The following is a 24545-nucleotide window of genomic DNA, read 5'->3' as shown; positions in this document are numbered from 1 at the left end:
TGACTCTAGACAGGTCGTCGAGCGCCTGGTCCGTGGTCGGCCTTCTAGAGTCGGGGCCATGGCAGACCTGTTCTCGCGGACGGTGGCGACGGAAGCCTGGCGTGCCGAGGCGACGCAGTGGATCAGCGACAAGCTCTCCGGTGTCGGCCGCCGCGTGACGGGCGACGTCATCCAACGGCGGATCAGGCCGTGGTCGACCCAGCTGGTCGTGCCGAGCGACCAGGGCACCGTGTGGTTCAAGGCGAACTGTCCGTCGTCGGCCTATGAACCCGCCGTGCACCGAGCGCTCGCCGAGCTCGAGGCCGGCGAGGTGGAGGCTCCGCTGGCGATCGAGGCCGACCGCGGCTGGATGATGACCGCCGACCGTGGGACCACGCTCGGCGACAGCCACGACGCGAGCCTGGCGGAGTGGCAGGCCGTCGTGGCGCTGTCCGCTCGGGTGCAGCGCCAGGTGGCCGACCACGGCGACCTGCTGGTCGGCGCCGGGCTGCCGGACTGCTCCCCGGCCACCGTCCCGGCGCGGTACGCCTGGCTCGTCGACCAGCTCGCCGCGCTCCCGGCCGACCACCCGTCGCACCTGCCGGCCGATGAGGCCGACTCGCTCAGGGAGCGGGCCGGGGTCGTCGCCGAGGCCGTGGCGACGCTGCTCGCCGCGCCGCTCCCGGCGAGCCTGCAGCACGGCGACCTCCACCCGGGCAACGTCTTCGTCGTCGACGGGAGCATGCGCTTCTTCGACTTCGGCGATGCCCAGTGGGCCCACGTGCTGGAGGTGCTGGCGGTGCCCTACGGCTACTCCACCCGCGTCACCCACCACCCGTGGCCAGAGCTGCTGGACGCCTACGCGCAGGTGTGGGCGGACCTGCTCGACCGCGCCGCTCTCGAGGCGCTGATGGCGCCAGCCATGGTCACCCATGCGGTGAACCGCTCGTTCACCTGGCTGGGCGCCATCGAGGGCGCGCAGCCGGAGGAGCTCGCCGAGTGGGGGGACTCGGCGCTCTACTACCTGCGGCTCGCCCACGAGCCGTTCCCACCCCTGGACCCCGAGCACGGTCCCTGAGCGGACTGCCGCCGGCTCAGACGTTGCCGAGCACCCGGTCGACGGCGATCTCGACGACCACCCGCTGGGGGTTCTCGCGCGGTACGCGGTAGCGGGCGGCATACCGGCGCACGGCATCGGCCACGGCGTCCGGGTCGGTCAGCACCCTGGCCGTGCCCTCGAAGGACAGCCAGTGGCGGCCGTCGACCTGGCACACGACCGCGCGCCCGCCCGACGCGGCGTTGCGCGCCTTGCGGCTGGGACCGCTGGTGATGACCCGGACCACGAGCCCTTCGGGGTCCCAGGTGAACCCGACGGGCACCACGTGGGGCGACCCGTCCGGGCGCAGCGTGGTCAGCGTGGCCAGGTGCCGGGCCGTCACGAAGTCGAGGGCGGCGGGGGACAGGTCTGCGGGGGCGGTCGACACGGACCGAGTCTTCCCTAGTGAACGGTCCTAGTGGCCGGTCAGGGCCCCGAGGAGTGCGGCGATCCGCGCCGGGCGACCGGTGCGCGCCTCCTCGCGGTCGGCGGCGTGCGCGAGCCGCAGTCCGGCGTTGATCCCCGCCCACCGGGCGGGCTCGGGCTCCCACCGCCGGCTGCGGTGGCCCACCCAGGGCAGCTGGGTGAGTGCCGTCGAGCGGCCGATGACCAGGTCGGCCAAGGTCCGTCCCGCGAGGTTGGTGGCCGCGACACCGTCACCGACGTAGCCGCCGGCCCACCCGAGCCCGGTGCTGGGGTCGTGGCCGACCGAGGGGTGCCAGTCGCGGGCGATGCCGAGGGGGCCGCCCCACGCATGGGTGAACTCCACGTCGCCGAGCTGGGGGAGGAGGTCGGTGAGGGTCGCGCGGAGATCAGCGAAAACCGTTGCCTCGTGGTCGAACTCGGGCCTGATCCGGGAGCCGAAGTGGTAGGGCGCACCTCGTCCACCGAAGGCGAGCCGGTCGTCGACGGTCCGCTGACCGTAGATGATGACGTGCCGGTGGTCGCTGAAGACCTCCCGCTCCGCGAGCCCGATCCTCGACCACTGCTCAGCGCTCAACGGCTCCGTGGCCACCATCAGCGAGTAGACCGGGGCGACGGTGCGGCGCTGGCCGGGCAGCGTGGGGGTCCACGCCTCGGTGGCCCGGACGACGTGGGGAGCCGTGACCTGTCCGCCGCCCTCGAGCACGACGCGGCCGGGCTCGATCGCCTGCACCCGCACACCCTCGTGGACCTGGGCACCCTGCGACCTGACGGTGGCTGCGAGGCCGTCGACCAGCCGCCGCGGGTGGATCCTGGCGCAGTGCGGGCTGAACGTCGCGCCCTCGACCCGGCTCGCGGCCAGCCGTTCGGAGGCCTCGGCCGCGTCGAGCCAGCAGGTGCCCGTGCCCCACTCCCTGGCGTCGTCGACCTCGGCGCGCGCCCTGGCTGCCTGTGCTCGTGAGCGGGCCAGCGCGATCGCCCCACCCTTGCGGAATCCGCAGTCGATCGCCGCGGATTCCGTTGCCCTGCCTACCTCGTCGACGGTGTTCTGCAGCTCGGCGACCATCGCCCGGGCCGCCTCGGCGCCGCTGCGCCGGGCCAGGGTCTGCGGGCCGACCGGCCAGAGGGCCGACACCCAACCACCGTTGCGTCCGCTCGCGCCGAAGCCGACGTGCTCCGCCTCGAGCACCACGACATCGAGGGCCGGGTCAGCCAGGAGCAGGTAGTGAGCGGTCCACAGCCCGGTGAAGCCGCCACCGACGATGACGACGTCGGCCTTGCTGGGCACGACGGGGTGCGACCGAACGGACGGTGCAGGTGCGGAGAGCCCGTCTGCCGGCGACGCGGCATACGGGCTCTCCCACCAGAGCGGGTGGCTCACGGGGTGACGGTCTGGCTCAGAGGTGCTTCTCGGCGCCGGTGAGGACCGACCGCAGCCGCGACTCGATGTCGTCGAACTCGGGCTGGCCGATGATCAGCGGCGGCGCGAGCTGGATCACCGGGTCGCCCCGGTCGTCGGCGCGGCAGTAGAGGCCGGCATCGAAGAGCGCCTTGGACAGGTAGCCCCGCAGCAGCCGTTCGCACTCCGCGTCGTTGAACGTCTCGCGGGTCTCCTTGTCCTTGACCAGCTCGATGCCGTAGAAGTACCCGGCGCCACGGACGTCGCCGACGATCGGCAGGTCGAGCAGCTTCTCCAGGGTGGCCCGGAAGTTCGGGGCGTTGTCCTTGACGTGCTGGTTGAGGCCCTCGCGCTCGAAGATGTCCAGGTTGGCCATCGCCACCGCCGCGCTGACCGGGTGGCCACCGAAGGTGTAGCCGTGCGGGAAGTAGGTCGTCCCCTTCTTGAACGGCTCGAACAGCCGGTCGCTGGCGATCATCGCGCCGATGGGGGAGTAGCCGGAGGTCATGCCCTTGGCGCAGGTGATGATGTCTGGCACGTAGCCGAAGTCGTCGCAGGCGAACATCGAGCCGATCCGGCCGAACGAGCAGATCACCTCGTCGGACACGAGCAGCACGTCGTACTCGTCGCAGATCTCACGAACCCGCTCGAAGTACCCGGGCGGTGGGGGGAAGCAGCCGCCGGAGTTCTGCACCGGCTCGAGGAAGACCGCAGCCACGGTGTCGGGGCCTTCGAACTCGATGGCCTCGGCGATCCGGTCTGCGGCCCAACGACCGAAGGCCTTGTCGTCGTCGCGCAGGTGCTCGGGGGCGCGGTAGGAGTTGGTGTTCGGGACCTTGAAGGCGCCCGGGACCAGCGGCTCGAACATCTCCTTGGCGGCCGGGATGCCGGTGATCGACAGGGCTCCCTGCGGGGTGCCGTGGTAGGCCACTGCACGGCTGATCACCTTGTGCTTGGTGGGCTTGCCGGTGAGCTTGAAGTACTGCTTGGCGAGCTTCCAGGCGCTCTCGACCGCCTCGCCGCCACCGGTCGTGAAGAACACGCGGTTGAGGTCGCCGGGGGCGCCGGCGGCCAGACGCTCGGCGAGCTCGATGGCGCGCGGGTGGGCGTAGGACCACAGCGGGAAGAACGCGAGCTCCTTCGCCTGCTTCGCGGCCGCCTCCGCGAGCTCCTCGCGCCCGTGGCCGACCTGGACGACGAACAGCCCGGAGAGGCCGTCGATGTACTCGTTGCCGCGGTCGTCCCAGATCTTGTGGCCCTGGCCGCGGGTGATGATCGGAACGCTGTGGCCCAGGCCGCCCTCGCTGCGGTCCTCGAAGACCGAGTGGCGCGTGAAGTGCATCCACAGGTGGTCTCTGGCGGCCTCGCTGTGCAGCGTGCCCAGCGGTGTGTGGGTGTCGCTGGACGGTTCGAAGATGGACAGGTCAGTGGTCATCGAGTACCCCAGTTGTAGTGCTGCTTGTTGAGTTTCAGGTAGACGAACGTCTCGGTGGTCTGCACCCCGGGAAGGATGCGGATGCGACGCGTGAGCAGGTCGAGCAGCTCGGCGTCGTCCTCGCAGACGACCTCGGCCAGCAGGTCGAAGGACCCCGCCGTCGTGACGACGTAGGACACCTCCGACATCGCCGTGAGGGCGTCACCCACCGGCAGGAGGTCTCCGTCGACGCGGATGCCGATCATGGCCTGCCGGCGGAACCCCACCTGCAACGGGTCGGTGACGGCGACGATCTGCATGACCTCCTGGTCGAGGAGCCGCTGCACCCGCTGGCGCACCGCCGCCTCGGACAGCCCCACCCGCTTGGCGATGGTGGCGTAGGACTGCCGACCGTCCTCCTGCAGCTGCTCGATGATGGCCTTCGACACGTCGTCGAGGCGCACATCGGCGCTGGTGCTGGGGAGTCGGGTCACGCTGGTCATGGTGGTCCCCAGATGCCGATAAAGCAAGTCCCCACACGACGGAATCAGTCGCACTCGGCGGCATTCGACAACGTTTTCCGTATCTTGACAGCCGCAACCTATTGAAATCCATCGTCGGGCGGCTACAGTGCGAAGGCACCGGAATCAGTACCCGATCCGCATTGGAGCACATCAGTGACTGCCACGTCCGCGGCCCCCCGCGTCCTGCGCAACTTCATCAACGGCGAGTACGTCGAGGCGCAGACCGATGCGACCACCGACCTCGTCAGCCCCGTCACCGCCCAGGTCGTCGCCAAGGCCCCGGTCTCCACCGCGGCCGACGTCGACGCCGCCTACTCCTCGGCCAGCAAGGCGTTCGCCGAGTGGGGACAGACCACCCCGAGCGAGCGCCAGCAGGCCCTGCTGAAGTTCGCGGACGCGATCGAGAAGCGGGCCGACGACTTCGTCAAGCTCGAGGCCGAGAACACCGGCAAGCCGTGGGCCCTCACGGCGTCCGAAGAGGTCCCGCCGATGGTGGACCAGATCCGGTTCTTCGCCGGCGCAGCCCGCGTGCTCGAGGGTCGGGCGGCGGGGGAGTACATGAAGGGACACACGAGCTGGGTCCGGCGTGAGCCGATCGGCGTCGTGGGTCAGGTGACCCCCTGGAACTACCCGATGATGATGGCGGTGTGGAAGATCGGCCCCGCCCTGGCCGCGGGCAACACGATCGTCCTCAAGCCGTCGGACACCACGCCCGAGACGACCCTGCTGCTGGCCGAGATCGCCTCGGAGTTCATGCCGCCGGGCACGTTCAACGTCGTCACCGGCGACCGCGACACCGGTCGCGCGGTCGTCGAGCACAAGACGCCGGCACTGGTCGCCATCACCGGCTCCGTCCGGGCCGGCATGCAGGTGGCCGAGAGTGCCAGCCGGGACCTCAAGCGGGTCCACCTCGAGCTCGGTGGCAAGGCGCCGGTCATCGTGTTCGACGACGCCGACATCGAGGCCGCCGTCGAGGGCATCGCGGTCGCCGGCTACTTCAACGCCGGCCAGGACTGCACCGCCGCGACGCGGGTGCTGGCAGCCCCCCACATCCACGACGACTTCGTCGCCGCCCTCGGCGAGTACGCCAAGAACTCGGCGAAGGTCGGCCTGCCCGACGACGAGGACGCACTCCTCGGCCCGGTCAACAACCGCAACCAGCTCGAGCGGGTCCAGGGCTTCCTGTCCCGCCTCCCCGACCACGCCTCGATCGCCGCCGGCGGCCACCGGCTCGACGCCCTGGGCGACGGGTTCTTCCTCGAGCCCACCGTGCTGTCCGGCCTGAAGCAGGACGACGAGGCGATCCAGGACGAGATCTTCGGGCCCGTCATCACCGTGCAGCGGTTCACCGACGAGGCCGAGGCGATCGCCTGGGCGAACGGTGTCGACTACGGCCTCGCCTCCAGTGTCTGGACCAAGGACTTCGGCCGCGCGATGAGGGTCTCCAAGGCCCTCGACTTCGGCTGCGTCTGGATCAACACGCACATCCCGATCGTCGCCGAGATGCCCCACGGCGGGTTCAAGAAGTCCGGCTACGGCAAGGACCTGTCCATGTACGGCTTCGAGGACTACACCCGCATCAAGCACGTCATGGCCAACATCGACAGCTAGACCGACCACCTGAGGCCGCTGACAGCGCCGCCGGCGGCCCACCCCCCAGAACCCGGGAAACCCTGACCCGGACTTCTCCGAGAATTCCACTCTCACCCGCAGGAGCCCCCATGAACGACAAGACCCCGACCCCCATGCAGGCCGCCTTCATCCGCGGCGCGCTCAGCCGCCGCACCCTGATGACCGGCGTTGCCGGGCTGGGTGTGACGGCACTGGCTGCCTGCGGATCGAAGGGACGCAGTCCCTCGGCGAGCACGACTGGCTCGGTCACGCCGACGGCCAAGGCCGCCCAGGACATGTCCGACACCGAGAAGCTCGTCAACTGGTCGAACTGGCAGCAGTACATCGACGTCTCCGACGACGAGAAGAGCCGCCCGACCCTCGATGCGTTCACGAAGGCGACCGGGATCAAGGTCAACTACACCGAGGACTACAACGACAACGACGAGTTCTACGCGAAGGTGCGTCCACTGCTCGCCGGTGGACAGGACACCGGTCGCGATGTCTGGTGCTCCACCGACTGGATGGTGGCCCGGCTCATCCGCCAGGGCTACGTGCAGCCTCTGGACAAGGCCAACATCCCCAACGCCCAGAACCTCGAGGCGGCGTTCCAGGACGTGTCGTTCGATCCGGGTCGCAAGTACTCGCTGCCCTGGCAGGCTGGGTTTGCCTGCATCGGCTACAACACCAAGGCGACTGGTGGCAAGAAGGTCACCACGATCACCCAGCTGCTGACCGACCCGGCGTTGAAGGGAAAGGTGACGCTGCTGTCCGAGATGCGCGACACGGTTGGCCTGGTGCTGCTCGACCAGGGCAAGGACCCGTCGAACTTCACCGACGCTGACTTCAAGGCTGCCATCGCCATGATCCAGAAGGCCAAGGACGCCGGCCAGATCCAGAAGTTCACCGGCAACGACTACACCGACGGGCTGAGCGCCGGCGACATCGCCGCGTGCGTCGCCTGGTCGGGTGACGTGGCGTCGCTCAGCCTCGACGCACCGGAGCTGGAGCTCACCCTGCCCGAGGCCGGGTACACGCTGTGGTCCGACAACTTCGTCATCCCCGCCATGGCCAAGCACAAGAAGAACGCCGAGAAGCTCATCAACTACTACTACGACCCGAAGGTGATGGCGGAGGTCGAGGCCTGGGTCAACTACATCGCCCCTGTCGCGGGCACCAAGGACGCGGTGGCAGCCATCGACAAGGACCTGGCCGCGAACCAGCTCATCTTCCCCTCCACCGAGACCCTCGCAAAGGCGAAGAAGTTCCGCGACCTCACCTCCAAGGAGGAGTCCGAGTTCACCCGCCTGTTCACCAACCTGGCGACGGGCTGATGGCGGCGACGCAGACCTCGGGAGACCTGAAGCTCTCAGGTCTGACCAAGGAGTTCGACACCTTCACCGCGGTGCACCCGATGGACCTCGTCATCCCGCAGGGCTCGTTCTTCGCCCTGCTCGGACCGTCCGGGTGCGGCAAGACGACCACGCTGCGGATGGTGGCCGGCCTCGAGCAGCCCACGGCGGGTCGGATCCACATCGGGGACACCGAGATCACGGACACCAAGGCCCACCAGCGCAACGTCAACACGGTGTTCCAGTCCTACGCCCTCTTCCCGCACATGAACGTGCTCCAGAACGTCGAGTTCGGGCTCCGTCGTCGGGGCGACCGGAACGCCGCGGCCAAGGCCAAGGAGGCGCTGGAGCTGGTCCAGCTGAGCGAGGTCGCGAACAAGAGGCCGGCGCAGCTGTCCGGCGGGATGCAGCAGCGTGTGGCCCTGGCCCGGGCCGTCGTGAACCGGCCCGACGTGCTCCTGCTCGACGAGCCGCTCGGGGCCCTCGACCTCAAGCTGCGACGCCAGATGCAGATCGAGCTCAAACGCATCCAGCAGGAGGTCGGGCTGACCTTCATCCACGTCACCCACGACCAGGAGGAGGCCATGACCATGGCCGACACCATCGCGGTGATGAACGCCGGGCGGATCGAGCAGCTGGGTGACCCGGCCACCCTGTACGAACGCCCCGCGTCCACCTTCGTGGCCAACTTCCTCGGGCAGTCGAACCTGCTCAAGGCGACGGTGTCCGGTCCGGCCCAGAACGGCGAGGTGCCGGTCACGGCATACGACACTGCGCTGACGGTCGCGGCCGACCACCTGCCTGGCAACGCCAAGGAGGTCTGGCTCGGTGTGCGCCCCGAGAAGCTGCGGCTGGGCGAGCACGGTGGTCCGAACCGGCTCCGCGGCACCGTGACCGACGTGTCCTTCACGGGCGTGGCCACGCAGTACCTGGTCCGCATGCCGTGGGGCCGCGAGCTCACGGTGGTCCAGCAGAACGACGGCTCCGACCGCGCGCGCCCCGGCGAGGACGTCACCCTGTCGTGGGCCGCCGAGCACGGCTTCGCCCTCGACGCCGCCCAAGCGGCGGACGCCGGCGTCGAGGAGGAGAGCTAGTGGCCGAGGGCGCTGCCGTCGTCGGCACGGGTGCGCCGGTCCGCAAGCCGGTCCGCCGCGGGCGATGGGTCCCCTACGCGCTGCTCGCTCCCGGGCTGCTGTGGCTCGTCGTGTTCTTCGTCGTGCCGATGGTCACGCTGGGCTCGCAGTCGCTGCAGGAAGGCAACATCGACGACGGCTACGTCTTCACGGGGAACGTGTCGATCTACGCCGACGCGGTCCAGCGGTACTGGCCGCACCTCCTGCGCTCGGTCGGCTACGCCGGGACCGCCACGGTGCTGGCGCTGCTCCTCGGTTACCCGCTCGCGTACTTCATGGCGCAGAAGGCCGGACGCTGGAAGAACATCCTCCTCATCCTCGTCATCGCGCCGTTCTTCACCAGCTTCCTCATCCGCACGCTCGCCTGGCGCAACATCCTCTCCGACGACGGACCGGTGGTGGCATTCGCTCAGTCGATCGGGTTCACGGGCCTGCTCCAGGCGGTCGGCCTGACCTCCAACGACACCTTGCTCGCGTCGAAGTTCGCGGTGATCTGCGGCCTGACCTACAACTTCCTGCCGTTCATGATCCTGCCGCTCTACGCCTCCCTGGAGCGCCTCGACCCGCGCCTGGTCGAAGCGGCCGGCGACCTCTACGCCTCACCGCGCGAGGCGTTCCGGCGGGTCACGTGGCCGCTGTCCCTGCCGGGGGTGGTCGCCGGCACGCTGCTCACCTTCATCCCTGCCTCGGGCGACTTCATCAACTCGAGGCTGCTCGGGAACACCGAGACCGTGATGATCGGACAGGTCATCGACAGCCAGTTCCTGCGAGTGCTCGACTACCCGCTCGCGGCGGCGCTGTCGTTCATCCTGCTGACCATGATCATCGTCCTCGTGACGTTCTACGTGCGCAAGGCCGGCACCGAGGAGCTGGTCTGAGTGGCCGTGCTGTCCTGGATCCGCCGACACCTGCTGGCCTTCGCGGCCCTGGCCGTCCTGGCGCTGCTGCTCGTGCCCAACGTCGTGGTGGCCGTGTTCTCGTTCAACGACCCGGTCGGCAAGTTCAACTACAACTGGGCCCGGTTCTCGACCGACGCCTGGGCGCACCCGTGCGGGTCGCCGGGGATCTGCGAGTCGCTGGGGCTGAGCCTGCGGATCGGCGTGACCGCCTCGCTGGTCGCCACGGTGCTCGGCACGATGGTGGCCCTCGCGCTCGGCCGCTACCAGTTCCGCGGGCGTGCGGCGACGAACCTGCTGATCTTCGTACCCATGGCCACCCCCGAGGTGGTGATGGGGTCCAGCCTGCTCACGCTCTTCCTCATGCTGGGCATCCCGTCCGGCGGGCTCGCGATCCTCATCGCCCACATCATGTTCTGCGTCTCGTTCGTCGTGGTGGCGGTCAAGGCGCGGGTGGCGACGCTGGACCCGCGCCTGGAGGAGGCGGCGGCCGACCTGGGTGCGACCCCGGCCCAGACGTTCCTCAGGGTGACGTTGCCGCTGGCGGCTCCCGGCATCGCGGCCGGGGCGCTGTTGGCCTTCTCGCTGAGCTTCGACGACTACATCATCACCAACTTCAACGCCTCACCCAGCTCGATCACCTTCCCCATGTTCGTCTGGGGGGCCGCCCAGCGCGGTGTCCCGGTGCAGGTCAACGTGATCGGCACGGTCGTGTTCCTCGCGGCCCTCCTCTTCGTGATCGCCGGCCAGGTCCTCAGCAACCGACGACAGAAAGCGGTCTGATACCCGTGCGCATCCTCATGATCGGCGCCGGTGGCGTCGGCGACGCTGCCGCGCGCATCGCCGTCGAGCGCGACTTCTTCGAGCAGTGGGTCGTGACCGACTACGACCTCGGCCGCGCACAGGCGACGGTCGCTGCGGCGACTGCCCGCCGGGACGGCGAGCAGCGGTTCGTGGCGGCGCAGGTCGACGCGTCCGACGAGGAGGCGGTCGCGGCACTGGCGCGGGAGCACCGGTCGACCCACGTGTTCAACGCCGTGGACCCACGGTTCGTCATGCCGATCTTCCGTGGCGCCCTGGCCGCGGGCGCGGGCTACCTCGACATGGCGATGAGCCTCTCGCGGCGCCACCCCGACGAGCCCTACGCCAAGGTCGGGGTGAAGCTCGGCGACGAGCAGTTCGCGATGGCCTCGGAGTGGGAGGAGTCCGGCCAGCTGGCCCTGCTCGGCATGGGTGTCGAGCCCGGGCTCTCCGACGTGTTCGCCCGCTACGCCGCGGACCACCTGTTCTCGAGCATCGACGAGCTCGGCACCCGGGACGGCGCCAACCTCGCCGTCTTCGACGAGGAGGGCAACGAGACCTTCGCACCGGGGTTCTCGATGTGGACCATCATCGAGGAGTGCCTCAACCCGCCCGTGGTGTGGGAGAAGTCCCGGGCCACCGCCGGGGGAGGGCTCGAGTCGGGCTTCTTCACGCTGCCCGCCTTCAGCGAGCCCGAGGTGTTCGAGTTCCCGGAGGGCATCGGCCCGGTGGAGTGCGTGCACGTCGAGCACGAGGAGGTGCTGCTCATGCCGCGGTGGCTGGACGCCGAGCGGGTCACCTTCAAGTACGGCCTCGGCGACGAGCTGATCACCATCCTGCGCACCCTCCACACGCTCGGCCTCGACGGCACGGACCCGGTGCGGGTCAAGGGCGTCGAGGTGTCACCTCGTGATGTCGTCGCGGCCGTCCTGCCCGACCCGGCCACCATCGGGCCGCGGATGAAGGGCAAGACCTGTGCCGGCGTCTTCGTCACGGGCACCGGCAAGGACGGGAAGCCGCGTCAGACCTATCTCTTCCACGTCTCCGACAACGAGGAGACCATGGCGGAGTACGGCGCGCAGTGCGTCGTGTGGCAGACCGCGGTCAACCCCGTCGTCGCCCTCGAGCTCGTGGCGACGGGTGCCTGGAGTGGTCGTGGCGTGCTGGGTCCGGAGGCGTTCGACGCGCAGCCTTTCCTCGACCTGCTCGCGGCCCCGAAGCCGCAGGGCTACGGCTCGCCCTGGGGCCTGGAAGACCGCTGATTCCTATGGCCCGCAACGGGACTAGGTTGGTTCCATGACGAGATACGGCCAGCAGTACGGCCCGGACTTCACCTTCCTCGGCGTGGACCGCTGCGACCTCGACGACGAGGCCACGTATGCCGGTGCCGACGTCGTCATCCTCGGCGCGCCGTTCGACGGGGGCACCTCCCACCGGCCGGGCACGCGCTTCGGTCCCCAGGCGATCCGGATGACCGACTACCTGCCGCACGACGGCTCGCGACCGTCGCTGGCGCTGCGCACCGATGGCCTCGTCGACCTCAGGGTGGTCGACGCGGGCGACGTCGAGATGTACTCCGGCGACATCGAGCGGTCCCTGCCGAAGCTCGAGGCCGCCGTCGAGCGCGTGACGCGCGCGGGCGCCATACCGGTGGTGCTCGGAGGTGACCACTCGATCGCCTTCCCGGACGCCAAGGGAGTCGCCAACGTGCTCGGCCACGGACGGGTGTCGATGATCCACTTCGACGCCCACGCCGACACCGGGGACATCGAGTTCGGGTCACTGTGGGGGCACGGCCAGCCCATGCGTCGGCTGATCGAGTCGGGGGCCCTGCGCGGCGACCGGTTCCTCCAGATCGGGCTGCGCGGCTATTGGCCACCGCCCGAGACCCTCGACTGGATGGCCGGCCAGCAGATGCGGTCGTTCGAGATGACCGAGATCGTGCACCGTGGGCTGGACGAGGTGCTGACCGAGGCCTTCACGATCGCCACCGACGAGTGCGAGGGCGTCTTCCTCTCGGTGGACATCGACGTGTGCGACCCCGGGCACGCACCCGGCACGGGCACCCCGGAGCCGGGTGGCCTGTCGGCCCGACAGCTCCTCGACGCCGTCCGGCGGATCTGCCTGGAGCTGCCGGTGGTGGGTGTGGACGTCGTCGAGGTCAGCCCGCCCTACGACCACGCCGACATCACCGCCGCCCTCGCGAACCGCGTGGTCCTCGAGGCGCTCTCGGCGATCGCCCGCAAGCGCCAGGACGAGCGCGACGGCACCCGTTGGGACCCGTCCCAGCCACTGCTGTCGGGGCGCAACGGCGCCATCCCGCAGGGCCACATCCCGCACCAGCACACCCACCAGACCCATGACCAGGCACCCGATCAGTCGCACGACCACACACCGGAGGAACAGGGCTGATGGCCACCACGCAGAAGTCCCTCATCGACTCGGTCCCCAAGGGCCTGCTCATCGGCGGCGCGTGGCGTGACGCCACCGGCGGTGCCACGCTCGCGGTCGAGGACCCCTCGAACGGGAGCACCCTGGCCCACGTGGCCGACGCGAGCGTCGCGGACGGCAAGGCCGCCCTCGACTCGGCAGCCGGTGCGCAGGCAGCGTGGGCGGCGACGGCGCCGCGCGACCGCGGCGAGATCCTCCGGGCGGCCTTCGAGCTGATCACCGAGCGGGCCGAGGACTTCGCCACGCTGATGACCCTGGAGATGGGCAAGACCCTGGCCGAGTCGCGCGGCGAGGTGACCTACGGCGCGGAGTTCTTCCGCTGGTTCTCCGAGGAGGCCGTGCGTATCCACGGCCGGTGGTCCACCGCACCCAACGGCGCGACCCGGCTGATGACGATGAAGAAGCCGGTCGGTCCGACGCTGATGATCACCCCGTGGAACTTCCCCCTGGCCATGGGCACCCGCAAGATCGGCCCGGCCATCGCCGCCGGCTGCACCATGGTCGTCAAGCCCGCCAGCCAGACCCCGCTGACGATGCTCGCCCTCGCCGAGCTGCTGCGCGAGTGCGGCCTGCCCGCCGGTGTGCTGAACGTCATCACCACGTCCCACACCGGAGACGTGATGGAGCCGCTCATCCGCGACCCGCGGCTGCGCAAGCTCACCTTCACCGGGTCCACGGGGATCGGTCGCAAGCTCGTGGAGCAGTCGGCCGAGCAGCTGCTGCGCGTCTCGATGGAGCTCGGCGGCAACGCGCCCTTCATCGTGTTCGAGGACGCCGACCTCGACCGCGCCGTCGACGGGGCGATGCTGGCCAAGATGCGCAACATCGGTGAGGCCTGCACGGCGGCCAACCGGTTCTTCGTGCACGAGAGCATCGCCGAGCAGTTCGCGAAGAAGTTCGCCGCCCGGATGTCTGGTCTCACCATCGGCAAGGGCACCAAGAAGGGGGTCGACGTCGGCCCGCTCATCGACGCCAAGGCGCGCGACGGGGTGACCGAGCTCGTGGAGGACGCCAAGGCCAAGGGCGGCACCGTCGTCACCGGCGGTGGACAGGTCAAGGGGCGCGGCTACTTCTTCGAGCCCACCGTGATCACCGGGGTCCCGATGAGTGCCCGCATGATGAGCGAGGAGATCTTCGGGCCGGTGGCACCGATCACGACCTTCCGCACCGAGGCCGAGGCGATCACCAAGGCCAACAGCACCGAGTTCGGCCTGGCTTCCTACGTCTTCACCAACGACCTGGGCCGGGTGATCCGGGTCAGCGAGGCACTCGAGTACGGGATGATCGGCATCAACCAGGGGATCATCTCCAACCCGGCCGCTCCGTTCGGTGGGGTGAAGGCCTCTGGCTTCGGCCGGGAGGGCGGCTTCGAGGGGATTGACGAGTACCTCGAGACGACCTATGTCGGAATTGCCCCGTAACGGCGAGACAAATGTCATCCGTTCGGATGCCAACCACGTCAAACTCCCCCAACGGGGGCCGTGGGGTTGTTGAATCGGTCACATGACCACGGACCCGGCCCCCGTCCTGTCGGTCGCGGGCAGCTTGTCGCCTGACCCCGCGTCCGAATCCGAGGACTTCGCTTCGCACTCGCGCAACGTCGGGCGGTTGCGCTCCCTCAGCGACGTGCTCGTCGAGACCGACGAGAAGCTCCGCCTGGGTGAGACGGCCGGGGCACGGGTCTGGCCGACCGGCTTCGAGGCCCTCGACCTCGCGCTGACCGGTGGCTTCCGCTCGGGTGAGCTCGTGCTGATCGGCGGACCGCAGGGTCTCGGCAAGACCGCGATGGCCCTGCAGATGCTGCGCAACACGGTGGCCGCCAACCGCAGTGCGGTGTTGTTCACCTACGAGCACGACGCCCACAGCATCCTCGAGCGGCTCATCGCCATCGAGGCCGGCGCCATCAAGGGCATCGAGGGCGTCGGGCTCACCAAGATTCGCGCGGGCTTCGAGGCCCGGCACAGCCGCGCGCGGTCGATGCGCGAACGCTTCGCCGACACCGTCGGGGGCGCCGAGGCCGTCGAGGCGCTCGAGGGCTACGCGCAGCGGCTGCACGTGCACACCTCCAGCGGCATGCACACCACGATCGACGCGATCCGCGCGGCGGTCGCCGAGGTGGTCGAGTCCGACGGTCGCCCACCGCTCGTGCTGGTGGACTACCTCCAGAAGGTCCCCGTGCCGGGCGTGACCAACGAGGAGGACCGCATCTCGGTCGTCGTCGAACGGCTCAAGGACATGTCGCTCGAGCTCGGCGTGCCGGTGGTCGCCATCGTCGCCGCCGACAAGTCCAGCCTGGTCGCCGGTCGCCGCATGCGGGTCAACGACCTGCGCGGTTCCTCCGCGCTGGCCTACGAGGCCGACGTCGTGCTGATCCTCAACGACAAGTACGACATCGTCGCGAAGCACCACCTCGTCTACCACCTCGGCAACGCCGAGCGGTTCCGCCACTGGGTCGTCATGTCGATCGAGAAGAACCGCAACGGCGCCGACCACCTCGAGCTGGAGTTCCAGAAGCGGTTCGAGCAAGGCCGCTTCGAGCCCGAGGGCCGCGTCGTCGAGGAGCAGCTCATCGAGGAGCGCGTCTTCCAGCAGTAACCCCACGGCAGTAGGACCTCTGCCGGGTGCGGGGCCGCGAACGCCCCCCTAGGGTCGACCCCATGCCCGCTGACCAGCGCAGGACCGCCAGGCTCGCGGTGGCCCTGCTCGCCGTCGCGGTCGTGCTGGTGGTGTGGTGGTGGGCCGGCCACGGCTCCGACGGCCAGCTCGAGGAGCGCGCCGCAGGAGGCTCCTCCGCCAGGTCCGCGCCCTCCGCGGCAGGCTCCGCCCCGAAGGACGACAGCGGCCTGCCCACGGTGCAGCTGGCCGAGCTCCCGCAGGAGGCGCAGCGGACCCTCGACCTGATCGCGGACGGCGGCCCGTACCCCTACGCCAGGGACGGAGTCGTCTTCCAGAACCGTGAGCGCCTCTTGCCGCGCAAGGCGGGCGGGTACTACCACGAGTACACCGTGCCCACGCCCGGCGAGGACGACCGTGGCGCCAGGAGGATCATCACCGGCGACGGCGGCGAGCTCTATTGGACCCCTGACCACTATGCGTCGTTTCGCGTCATCGTGATGGAGGGAGGTGGCCCGTGATCCGTGTCCTGGGGCCCGAGGTGGCCATCGCCGAGGTGGTGCGTGAGGCCCAGCGCGAGGGGGGAGAGGTGTCGGTGGTGCCCGCCGGGTCGACCAAGGCGGAGAGCATTGACCTGTTCGCCGAGGTGTTGGACTTCCCCGACTGGTTCGGTCGCAACCTCGATGCGCTCGCCGACTGCCTGCACGACTACGCCGAGGAGCCGCACGAGGACGGCCGCACGCGCCACCTCGTCTGGGACGGCGTGGCGCAGCTGCGACGCGACCATCCCGAGGGCTACGCGGACATCACGAGCGTCCTGGACGAAGTGAGCAACGACCACGACACGTTCGCCGTGACCGTCCTCGACCGCTGACTCCCGCCACCGCGAGCGCGTGAAGGCCGCCCGGTGGGTCGTGCACCCGGCGACCCTCGCGGGGGTCGCCGTCCTCTTCGGGATCTTCGGTCTTGCCTTGGTTGCGGCCGACAAGGGACCGGCTCGGCGGTCACCACGCTCCGCATGAGCGACAATGGGGCAGTGACTTCCCCGCGCACCGTTGCAGTCCTCGGCTCCACCGGCTCCATCGGCACCCAGGCCCTGGACGTCATCGCGCGCAACCCCGACCGCTTCCGCGTGGTCGCCCTCTCGGCCGGCTCGAACCTCGAGCTCGTCGCCGAGCAGGCCGTCACCTTCGACGTCGACCTGGTCGCGGTCGCGCGGGGCACCCACGAGCAGGTGGCCGAGGCGATCGCCGCGTATGCCGCGCGAGCCGGCCGCGCGGCATACCGGCCGCAGGTGGTGGTCGGCGACGACGCAGCTGTCGCGGCCGCCGGGTGCGGTGCGGACGTCGTCCTCAACGGGATCACCGGCGCGATCGGGCTCCGGCCGACCCTCGCGGCCCTCGCGGCGGGCTCGACGCTCGCGCTGGCCAACAAGGAGTCGCTCATCGTCGGGGGCCCGCTGGTCAAGGCGGCGGCCCGCCCCGACCAGATCGTGCCGGTCGACTCGGAGCACTCCGCCATCGCGCAGTCGCTCCGGGGCGGGCGCGCCCAGGAGGTGCGCAGGCTCGTGGTGACGGCGAGCGGTGGCCCGTTCCGCGGGCGCAGCCGCGAGTCGCTGCGCGACGTGACGCCGGCCGACGCGCTGGCGCACCCGAACTTCTCGATGGGGCGGGTCATCACGACAAACTCGGCGACCCTGGTCAACAAGGGGCTCGAGGTGATCGAGGCCCACCTCCTCTTCGACATCCCGTTCGACCGGATCGACGTGGTCGTGCACTCCCAGCAGATGATCCACTCGATGGTCGAGTTCGTCGACGGCTCGACCATCGCGCAAGCCGGTCCGCCGCGGATGCTGGTGCCGATCGCACTCGGGCTGTCGTGGCCGGAGCGGCTGGCGGACGTCGACGTGCCCGTCGACTGGACGCAGGCGCAGTCCTGGGACTTCGAGCCGCTCGACGACGAGGCGTTCCCGGCGGTGCGGCTCGCCCGCCAGGTGGGGGAGGCCGGAGGCACGTACCCGGCGGTCTACAACGCGGCCAACGAGGTCGCGGTGGACGCGTTCCACGACGGTCACCTCGGCTTCGTCGAGATCGTGGACACGGTCGCCCGAGTGGTCGAGGAACACGCATCCGGCAGCGCAGCGGGGATCGAATCAGGGACACTGTCCGTTGAGGACGTGATGCGCGCTGATCGCTGGGCGCGCGACGAGGCACGGAAGGTGCTGGCTTTGCAGACTGGACGGATGACCGCGACACCGCTGGCGGACACCGAGGGGGCGATGCACCGATGACCGTCCTCCTCTACGTGGTCGGCGTGCTCCTCGTGGTCCTCGGGGTCGGGCTGTCGATCGGCCTGCACGAGATCGGCCACCTCGTGCCCGCCAAGAAGTTCGGCGTCAAGGTGACCCAGTACATGGTCGGCTTCGGTCCGACCGTGTGGTCCACCCGTCGTGGCGAGACCGAGTACGGCATCAAGGCGATCCCGCTCGGCGGCTACATCCGGATGATCGGCATGTTCCCGCCGCGGCCGGGTGACGCCGAGGGGACGATCCGGGTGTCGAGCACCGGGCGGTTCACCCAGCTCGCCGACGAGGCCCGCCAGCTGAGCCTCGAGGAGATCAAGCCCGGCGACGAGGACCGGGTCTTCTACAAGCTCTCGGTCCCCAAGAAGGTCATCGTGATGATGGGTGGCCCGGTGATGAACCTGCTCATCGCCGTGGTGGTCCTCAGCGGGATCGTCACCATCTACGGCCAGGAGGTGGAGAAGGACGGCGCCGTCGTCGCCACCGTCGCCGAATGTGTGGTGCCGGCCAGCGCCGCCGCCACCAAGGCCACCTGCGCTCCCACGGACCCCAAGACCCCCGCCTTCCTCGCCGGCGTCAAGGCGGGCGACAAGCTGCTGTCAGTCGCCGGGCAGCCCATCAAGCGCACCTCCGACGTCGGCAAGCTGATCCGTCCGCGGATCGGGGAGTCGACCCCCGTCGTCGTGCTCCGGGACGGCGCGCAGCAGACCTTGCAGGTCACGCCGATCCGCAACACGATCCAGCAGGTCGGTCAGGACGGCACGCCGCTCGTCGACGACGCCGGGGACCCCGTCGTGGTGAGCGCAGGCTTCCTCGGCGTCACGTCCGCGCCCGTCATGGCTCGCGAGCGCCAGTCCCTCACCGTCGTCCCCGGGATCATCGGCAGCTACGTAGGGCACGTCGGTGAGCTCTTCCTGCACCTGCCGCAGCGGTTGACCGATGTCGCGCAAGCCGCCTTCGGCTCCGAGGCGCGTGACCCCAACGGACCGCAGTCGGTCGTGGGAGTCGGCCGCGCTGCTGGTGAGGTCGCTTCCGGTCAGGTGGAGGGGCTCGACAACAGCGTCGTCGGCCGGTTCGTCACCATCCTGTCCCTGATGGTCGGCTTGAACCTCGCCCTCTTCGTCTTCAACCTCATCCCGCTCCTGCCGCTCGACGGCGGCCACGTTGCGGGCGCGCTGTGGGAAGGGCTGAAGCGCAACACCGCCCGCCTGCTCAAGCGCCCCGACCCCGGCCACGTCGACGTCGCCAAGGCCCTGCCGGTGGCGTATGCCGTGTCCATGGTGCTCATCGGGATGTCGGCCCTGCTGATCTACGCCGACTTCGTCAAGCCCGTCAAGCTCGGCTGACCGGCCCCGGCCGGCTCCCGACCCACCATCCCCTTGGGAGATACTGCAACCATGACTGTTGGACTCGGTATGCCGGCCCTGCCCCCGCCCGTCCTCGCGCCCCGGCGCAAGACGCGCAAGATCAAGGTCGGCAAGGTCGAGGTCGGCGGTGACGCGCCCATCTCGGTGCAGTCGATGTGCACGACCCCGACCACCGACATCAACTCCACGCTGCAGCAGATCGCCGAGCTGACCGCCTCGGGCTGTGACATCGTGCGCGTCGCGTGCCCGAGCCAGGACGACGCCGACGCGCTGCCCGCGATCGCCCGGAAGTCGCAGATCCCCGTCATCGCCGACATCCACTTCCAGCCGAAGTACGTGTTCGCCGCGATCGACGCCGGCTGCGCCGCGGTGCGGGTCAACCCCGGCAACATCCGCAAGTTCGACGACCAGGTCAAGCAGATCGCCGCCGCTGCGAAGGACGCAGGCGTCTCGATCCGAATCGGCGTCAACGCGGGTTCTCTCGACCCCCGTCTGCTCGAGAAGTACGGCAAGGCCACTGCCGAGGCGCTGGTCGAGTCCGCGGTCTGGGAGGCCTCGCTCTTCGAGGAGCACGACTTCCACGACTTCAAGATCTCGGTCAAGCACAACGACCCCGTCGTCATGGTCAAGGCCTACGAGATGCTCTCCGAACGCGGTGACTGGCCCCTGCACCTCGGCGTCACCGAGGCCGGACCGGCCTTCCAGGGCACGATCAAGTCGGCGACGGCCTTCGGTGCGCTGCTGTCCAAGGGCATCGGCGACACGATCCGGGTGTCCCTGTCCGCCCCGCCGGTGGAGGAGGTCAAGGTCGGCAACCAGATCCTCCAGTCCTTGAACCTCAAGCCGCGCAAGCTCGAGATCGTCTCGTGCCCCTCCTGCGGGCGCGCCCAGGTCGACGTCTACAAGCTCGCCGACGCGGTCACCGCTGGGCTCGAGGGCATGACCGTGCCGCTCCGGGTGGCCGTCATGGGCTGCGTCGTGAACGGACCGGGGGAGGCCCGCGAGGCTGACCTCGGTGTGGCCTCCGGCAACGGCAAGGGCCAGATCTTCGTCAAGGGTGAGGTCATCAAGACCGTCCCCGAGAGCCAGATCGTCGAGACCCTGATCGAGGAGGCGATGCGGATCGCCGAGGAGATGGGCGAGCCGATGACCGAGGAGAGCGCGGGCGCCCCCTCGGTCACCGTCGGCTGACCGTCAGCGCTATCGGAGCAGCCGCGGGTCGACACCCAGCGGTTGGTCCAGGGCGACTTCGATGTACTCGTTCGGGTCGGGCAGGACGGCCGACCGGCCACCGGTGTTGGGGAAGTTGTTGTCGTTCATGACGGCGATCGTGTGGTCGTCGATGACAGCCAGGTCCTCGATGGTCTCGAAGGAGAACGGGAAGAATGCCCCGAGCTTGCCGACGTTGGCAGGATCCGGGACGGCCAGGAGGTTCACGAGGAGCTGCTTGTCGGCATACCCGTCGTGGTCCCGGTCCTTGAGGTCCACGGTGAAGACTGCCTTGAAGTGCGCGTTCGGGCCTGCCCCGGCATCGCGTTCGACGACCAGGAGCTGGTGGTCGTCGATGGCGATCGCGTCACCGATCGAGTCACCGGGGCTCTCGAGGCGGTAGCGCCAGTAGGTGCCGGTGAACTGTGCCTCGAGGTCCTGGTTCACCTTGACCTCGAAGATGCGAAGGTCGGAGGCGAGCCCGGCAGCCTTGTCCTCGGCGAGGGACCCCTCGAGCATCGGATACAGCCGCTGGCCGTTGGGCGAGATCGCCATCCCCTCGAACCCTCGGGACGACGCGAGGTTGGGCTCCCCGCCTGCCGCGAGGCTCGGGTTCTGCGGCGCCTTCACGCCAGGCGTCGGGATGGGGGACTCCAGCAGCCGACCTTGGGCGTCCGCGTGGAGCAGGAACGGCCCGAACTCGTCACCGAACCAGAAGGTCCCGTCCGGCGCGACCTGCATCGACTCCGGGTCGAGGTCCCAGCCGGTCAGCACCCGGTCCCGGGGAGGGCACGTGTAGCCAGCCGGTAGGACGGTGGCCGCTGCGCAGCCCCCGTCCCGCCAGATCGTCCAGTCGACGTGGTGATCGGGATCGCTGAGGACGAACTGCAGGCCGAGGTAGGCCGTCGTTCCCGACGCGGTGTCGGGTCGGATGCGGTTCACGACGAGCTCGAAGTCCTGGCTGTTGCCCTTCTGCCCGTACCCGTTGTCTGTCATGACGAGGTAGCTGCCATCGGCGTTGCGGTGCGTCGCCGAGAACCCCTGCACTGGTTGGGCAGGGTAGGGCCGAGGAACGGCAGTCGTCCCGGTCTGGAAGTAGCCAGACTGYGCGGAACCCGGTCGATATGTCTCCGCCGGGAGGGACGAACGTCCGATGAGCCGCGACTGTGCGGCCGTGGTGGATGCGTCGGGGGCGGCATCCGGGGCATCGGTGCCCGGGGTGGCGCTGCTGGGCGATGAGGCGAGCGCGGTGGCGAAGAGCGCCGCCGCTGCTGCACGTCCCGTGGTGCGCGTCCACCCGGCTCGCGTCCACACGGCACGGGTCCGTGCATCGCCGCGATGGATGGGGGGAAAGGCTGCCAGGGCCCGTTCGGTAGTGGTCATGATGGTCTCCTGTGTGGGCGTCGTGGTTCTCGCGCGAGCGGTGGTGGCTCGTTGGTCCGCACTGGGCTGCGGCTCCTCGACGGTCTCGTTCTTGACCCAGGTACGTCGTCCGCCCGTGGGTCCGACAGTGTGGCTCTCCCGGCTACAGCCTGTGGACCGCAGGACGACCTCTGGGGATGGGCGGCGGAAGAGCCACCTCACCGCCTAGGCTGACGGGGTGCTGCGCACCCGTAACCCGGTCCACGCGCTGTCGCCCTCGGACCGCGACGCCGCGTTGGAGGTGTGCGCGCAAAACCTCCCCGCGAACGTCTTCGTCGCCGCGCGCCTCCTGGAGGGCGTCCTCAGCACCCAGCCCGGCACGGTGCTCGGTCACAAGGTCGGCGGCACGCTGCAGTCCCTGTGCTGGTCGAGCGCCAACCTCGTGCCGGTCGAGGCCGACGACGAGACCATCAGCTTCTTCGCCGACCGGGTGCGGCGGTGGCGTCGCCACTGCGCGTCCGTGCTCGGGCCCTCCGACCAGGTGAGCGAGCTGTGGCGACACCTCGAGCCGGCCTGGGGTCCCGCCCGGGCCGTGCGCGCGCGACAGCCGCTCATGAGCACCATGGACCGGCCGTCAGCCCTCGGGCTCGAGCTCGACCCCCGGGTCCGCCCCGCCACCGAGGCCGAGGTCGACCTCGTCATGCCGGCTGCCGCGCACATGTTCGAGGGCGAGATCGGCTACCCGCCCTACACCGGTTCGGGCGCGGCATACCGCTCCGCCCTCCTGGCGCTCATCGACCGCGGCCACACGTTCGTGGCGATCGAGGACGGCGCCGTGATCTTCAAGGCCGACGTGGGGTCGGTCGCCCTCGGCTGTGCCCAGCTGCAAGGGGTGTGGCTCGCGCCGCACCTGCGCGGCCGTGGGCTTGCCGTGCCGTTGATGGCGTCTGTGGTGGAGCAGGTCATGGAGACGCGGGCGCGCTGGGTCACGTTGTACGTCAACGACTTCAACGAGAGCGCCCGGGCGACGTACGCCAGGGTCGGGTTCGAGGACGTCGGCACGTTCTCGACCGTGCTGCTCTGACTGCCCGTGAACAGCGTCAGCTGATGGATCCGACACTGGAGTCCGAGCCGAGGCCAGACACCCCGGCCGCAGGTAACGCCCTCGTCTGGATGACGTTGTCCCTGTTCGCGTTCGGGGTCTTCGTGGTCGTGGTCCCGGGCCGTGACCCGGCCGGCCGCGCGTGGTTGTGGGTCGGCGTCGTGCTGCTCGTCGTGGGCGGGATCGCGTCCGCCTTCGCGGTGCGGGCCAGGTGGGCGTACCTCCGCGAGCACCGCGCCGACTGACCGCCCACCGCGCCGACTGACCGCCACCGTGCCGCCCGATCGCCACCGCGCCGCCCGATCGCCACCGCGCCGGCTGACCGGCCCATCGGGCCGGCTGACAGGATGGCGACATGCCCCGCACCGTCGCGCCCCTGACGAAGGACATCATCGGCCTCGCCGGGCTGTTCATCACCTCCGGGACGACCCACCTGGTCAAGCCCGAGGTCTTCGAGCCGCTGGTGCCGCACTCCCTCCCGCGTCGCCGTGAGCTGATCTACGCGTCCGGAGTCGCCGAGCTCGCCTGCGCGGCGGGGCTGCTGCACCCCCGCACCCGTCGGTATGCCGGGTGGGCCAGTGCCGCCCTCCTCGTCGCCATCCTGCCGGGCAACGTCCAGATGAGCGCCAACTACGGCAAGCGGGCACAGCGCAGGGGCACGCCGTCGGCGCAGGCCGCCTTCGCCGGGACGCTGGCCAGGCTCCCGCTCCAGCTGCCGCTGATCCGCACCGCGCTCAAGGCCGCCGGGCGCAGCTAGCGGTGCAGCGAGGAGTGCCGTCGGGATTTGCAGCCAGCAGCGCCCCTGGCAGGCACCTGGCAGCGCGTCAGTACAGCCCCGTCGAGTACTGCTCACCGTAGTAGCGCTCGAGCTCCTCGATGGAGTCCTCCGGTCGCTCGAGGGCCTTCGCGATCTCTGGGCGGGACCCCACCGCCATCGGGTCCCACGTCTCGGGGTGCCACAGCTTGCTGCGCATGAACGCCTTGGCGCAGTGCCCGAACACCTCGTCGATCTCGACGACCAGCGCCAGCACCGGACGGTGGCCCTTGACCACCATCTCGTCGAACCACGGCGCGTCGGACACCAGGTGGGCGCGGCCGTTGATCCGCAGGGTGTCGCCGCGCCCGGGGATGACGAACAGCAGTCCGACGTGCGGGTTGGCGAGGATGTTCTGGTAGCCGTCGGCCCGTTTGTTGCCCAGCCGCTCGGGGAGCGCGATGGTCGTGTCGTCCAGCACCCGCACGAAGCCGGCCGGGTCGCCCTTCGGCGAGACGTCGCACCGGCCCTGCGCGTCCGAGGTCGCGACCAGGCAGAACGGCGAAGCCGCCAGCCAGTCGCGGTCGAGCTCGTGCAGCGCGGGGCGGGCCTTGTCGCGGACGCGGGGGAGCGGCTCCCCGAGCAGGTCGACCAGCTGGTCGACGGTCTCGATGCGGGTCATGGCCACATTCTCGCAGTCGTGGGCGCCAGTCCGCGGTCCGGCGCGGGCTCGTGCACCCGACGCGACGGGGCGCGC

Annotated in this window: 24 protein-coding genes; 18 read left to right on the top strand and 6 right to left on the bottom strand. The window is 69.9% G+C overall.

The window, feature by feature from the left end:
• The first annotated feature begins 58 nt into the window (after positions 1-58).
• On the top strand, positions 59-1057 hold the full coding sequence (locus ACXJKD_RS04850; protein ID WP_457253298.1) for an aminoglycoside phosphotransferase family protein: 999 nt from the start codon (positions 59-61) through the stop codon (positions 1055-1057).
• Between the two features lie 16 nt (positions 1058-1073).
• On the opposite strand, the gene ACXJKD_RS04845 is transcribed toward ACXJKD_RS04850, so the two are convergent.
• From ACXJKD_RS04845 to ACXJKD_RS04830, 4 genes are read right to left on the bottom strand one after another with little or no spacing between them, the layout of a single operon-like run.
• On the bottom strand, positions 1074-1463 hold the full coding sequence (locus ACXJKD_RS04845) for a pyridoxamine 5'-phosphate oxidase family protein (protein ID WP_457253297.1): 390 nt from the start codon (positions 1461-1463) through the stop codon (positions 1074-1076).
• Positions 1464-1490: 27 nt separating this feature from the next.
• On the bottom strand, positions 1491-2879 hold the full coding sequence (locus ACXJKD_RS04840; protein WP_457253296.1) for an NAD(P)/FAD-dependent oxidoreductase: 1389 nt from the start codon (positions 2877-2879) through the stop codon (positions 1491-1493).
• Between the two features lie 16 nt (positions 2880-2895).
• Positions 2896-4332, bottom strand: a complete 1437-nt coding sequence (locus ACXJKD_RS04835; RefSeq protein WP_457253295.1) for an aspartate aminotransferase family protein — start codon at positions 4330-4332, stop codon at positions 2896-2898.
• Entirely contained in the window at positions 4329-4814 is a 486-nt protein-coding gene (locus tag ACXJKD_RS04830) for an Lrp/AsnC family transcriptional regulator (protein ID WP_457253294.1), read from the bottom strand. The genes ACXJKD_RS04835 and ACXJKD_RS04830 overlap by 4 nt, the downstream gene beginning before the upstream one ends.
• Before the next feature lie 174 nt (positions 4815-4988).
• On the opposite strand from ACXJKD_RS04830, the gene ACXJKD_RS04825 reads away from it, so the two are divergent.
• From ACXJKD_RS04825 to ispG, 14 genes are all read left to right on the top strand, one after another.
• Positions 4989-6446 carry a gamma-aminobutyraldehyde dehydrogenase gene (locus ACXJKD_RS04825; RefSeq protein ID WP_457253293.1) on the top strand — a complete coding sequence of 486 codons (1458 nt, stop codon included), beginning with the start codon at positions 4989-4991 and terminating at the stop codon, positions 6444-6446.
• A gap of 110 nt (positions 6447-6556) precedes the next feature.
• Complete coding sequence (locus ACXJKD_RS04820) at positions 6557-7780, top strand: polyamine ABC transporter substrate-binding protein (protein ID WP_457253292.1); 1224 nt, start codon at positions 6557-6559, stop codon at positions 7778-7780.
• Positions 7780-8892: an ABC transporter ATP-binding protein gene (locus ACXJKD_RS04815; protein ID WP_457253291.1), complete on the top strand. Its 1113-nt coding sequence runs from the start codon at positions 7780-7782 to the stop codon at positions 8890-8892. The genes ACXJKD_RS04820 and ACXJKD_RS04815 overlap by 1 nt, the downstream gene beginning before the upstream one ends.
• Positions 8892-9809 (top strand): ABC transporter permease, encoded by a 918-nt coding sequence (locus ACXJKD_RS04810; RefSeq protein WP_457253290.1) that lies wholly within the window; start codon positions 8892-8894, stop codon positions 9807-9809. The genes ACXJKD_RS04815 and ACXJKD_RS04810 overlap by 1 nt, the downstream gene beginning before the upstream one ends.
• 9 nt (positions 9810-9818) lie before the next feature.
• Entirely contained in the window at positions 9819-10610 is a 792-nt protein-coding gene (locus tag ACXJKD_RS04805) for an ABC transporter permease (protein ID WP_457254156.1), read from the top strand.
• 5 nt (positions 10611-10615) lie between these two features.
• Positions 10616-11890 carry a saccharopine dehydrogenase family protein gene (locus ACXJKD_RS04800; protein ID WP_457253289.1) on the top strand — a complete coding sequence of 425 codons (1275 nt, stop codon included), beginning with the start codon at positions 10616-10618 and terminating at the stop codon, positions 11888-11890.
• 34 nt (positions 11891-11924) lie between these two features.
• Entirely contained in the window at positions 11925-13040 is a 1116-nt protein-coding gene (gene speB, locus ACXJKD_RS04795; RefSeq protein ID WP_457253288.1) for an agmatinase, read from the top strand.
• Positions 13040-14500 carry an NAD-dependent succinate-semialdehyde dehydrogenase gene (locus ACXJKD_RS04790; protein WP_457253287.1) on the top strand — a complete coding sequence of 487 codons (1461 nt, stop codon included), beginning with the start codon at positions 13040-13042 and terminating at the stop codon, positions 14498-14500. The genes speB and ACXJKD_RS04790 overlap by 1 nt, the downstream gene beginning before the upstream one ends.
• A gap of 82 nt (positions 14501-14582) precedes the next feature.
• Positions 14583-15674 (top strand): DnaB-like helicase C-terminal domain-containing protein, encoded by a 1092-nt coding sequence (locus tag ACXJKD_RS04785; RefSeq protein WP_457253286.1) that lies wholly within the window; start codon positions 14583-14585, stop codon positions 15672-15674.
• Between the two features lie 62 nt (positions 15675-15736).
• A complete protein-coding gene (locus ACXJKD_RS04780) occupies positions 15737-16213 on the top strand; it encodes a ribonuclease domain-containing protein (protein ID WP_457253285.1) in 477 nt (158 codons plus the stop codon).
• Complete coding sequence (locus tag ACXJKD_RS04775) at positions 16210-16566, top strand: barstar family protein (protein ID WP_457253284.1); 357 nt, start codon at positions 16210-16212, stop codon at positions 16564-16566. Before ACXJKD_RS04780 ends, ACXJKD_RS04775 begins: the two co-directional genes overlap by 4 nt.
• Before the next feature lie 162 nt (positions 16567-16728).
• Positions 16729-17982 carry a 1-deoxy-D-xylulose-5-phosphate reductoisomerase gene (gene dxr / locus ACXJKD_RS04770; protein ID WP_457253283.1) on the top strand — a complete coding sequence of 418 codons (1254 nt, stop codon included), beginning with the start codon at positions 16729-16731 and terminating at the stop codon, positions 17980-17982.
• Positions 17979-19340, top strand: coding sequence for a M50 family metallopeptidase (locus ACXJKD_RS04765; RefSeq protein ID WP_457253282.1), 1362 nt, complete (start codon positions 17979-17981; stop codon positions 19338-19340). The genes dxr and ACXJKD_RS04765 overlap by 4 nt, the downstream gene beginning before the upstream one ends.
• Positions 19341-19391: 51 nt before the next feature.
• Positions 19392-20552: a flavodoxin-dependent (E)-4-hydroxy-3-methylbut-2-enyl-diphosphate synthase gene (gene ispG, locus ACXJKD_RS04760; protein WP_457253281.1), complete on the top strand. Its 1161-nt coding sequence runs from the start codon at positions 19392-19394 to the stop codon at positions 20550-20552.
• A gap of 9 nt (positions 20553-20561) precedes the next feature.
• Here the strand turns inward: ispG and ACXJKD_RS04755 are convergent, their stop codons facing one another.
• Entirely contained in the window at positions 20562-21953 is a 1392-nt protein-coding gene (locus ACXJKD_RS04755; protein ID WP_457253280.1) for an esterase-like activity of phytase family protein, read from the bottom strand.
• A gap of 217 nt (positions 21954-22170) precedes the next feature.
• Between ACXJKD_RS04755 and ACXJKD_RS04750 the strand changes: the two genes are divergently transcribed.
• The 3 genes from ACXJKD_RS04750 to ACXJKD_RS04740 all read left to right on the top strand — a co-directional run bounded on the left by ACXJKD_RS04750 (position 22171) and on the right by ACXJKD_RS04740 (position 23791).
• Positions 22171-23016: a GNAT family N-acetyltransferase gene (locus tag ACXJKD_RS04750; protein WP_457253278.1), complete on the top strand. Its 846-nt coding sequence runs from the start codon at positions 22171-22173 to the stop codon at positions 23014-23016.
• 23 nt (positions 23017-23039) lie between these two features.
• Positions 23040-23279, top strand: a complete 240-nt coding sequence (locus ACXJKD_RS04745) for a hypothetical protein (protein WP_457253277.1) — start codon at positions 23040-23042, stop codon at positions 23277-23279.
• A gap of 110 nt (positions 23280-23389) precedes the next feature.
• Positions 23390-23791, top strand: coding sequence for a DoxX family protein (locus tag ACXJKD_RS04740; RefSeq protein WP_457253275.1), 402 nt, complete (start codon positions 23390-23392; stop codon positions 23789-23791).
• A 67-nt stretch (positions 23792-23858) separates the two neighbouring features.
• Here ACXJKD_RS04740 and ACXJKD_RS04735 read toward each other — a convergent pair whose 3' ends face one another.
• A complete protein-coding gene (locus tag ACXJKD_RS04735; RefSeq protein WP_457253274.1) occupies positions 23859-24470 on the bottom strand; it encodes a pyridoxamine 5'-phosphate oxidase family protein in 612 nt (203 codons plus the stop codon).
• Between the last annotated feature and the right edge of the window lie 75 nt (positions 24471-24545).

Source organism: Pedococcus sp. P5_B7, from assembly GCF_054049895.1.
Note: the sequence above shows the minus strand (reverse complement) of the source record. Positions and strands in the feature narration are given on the sequence as shown.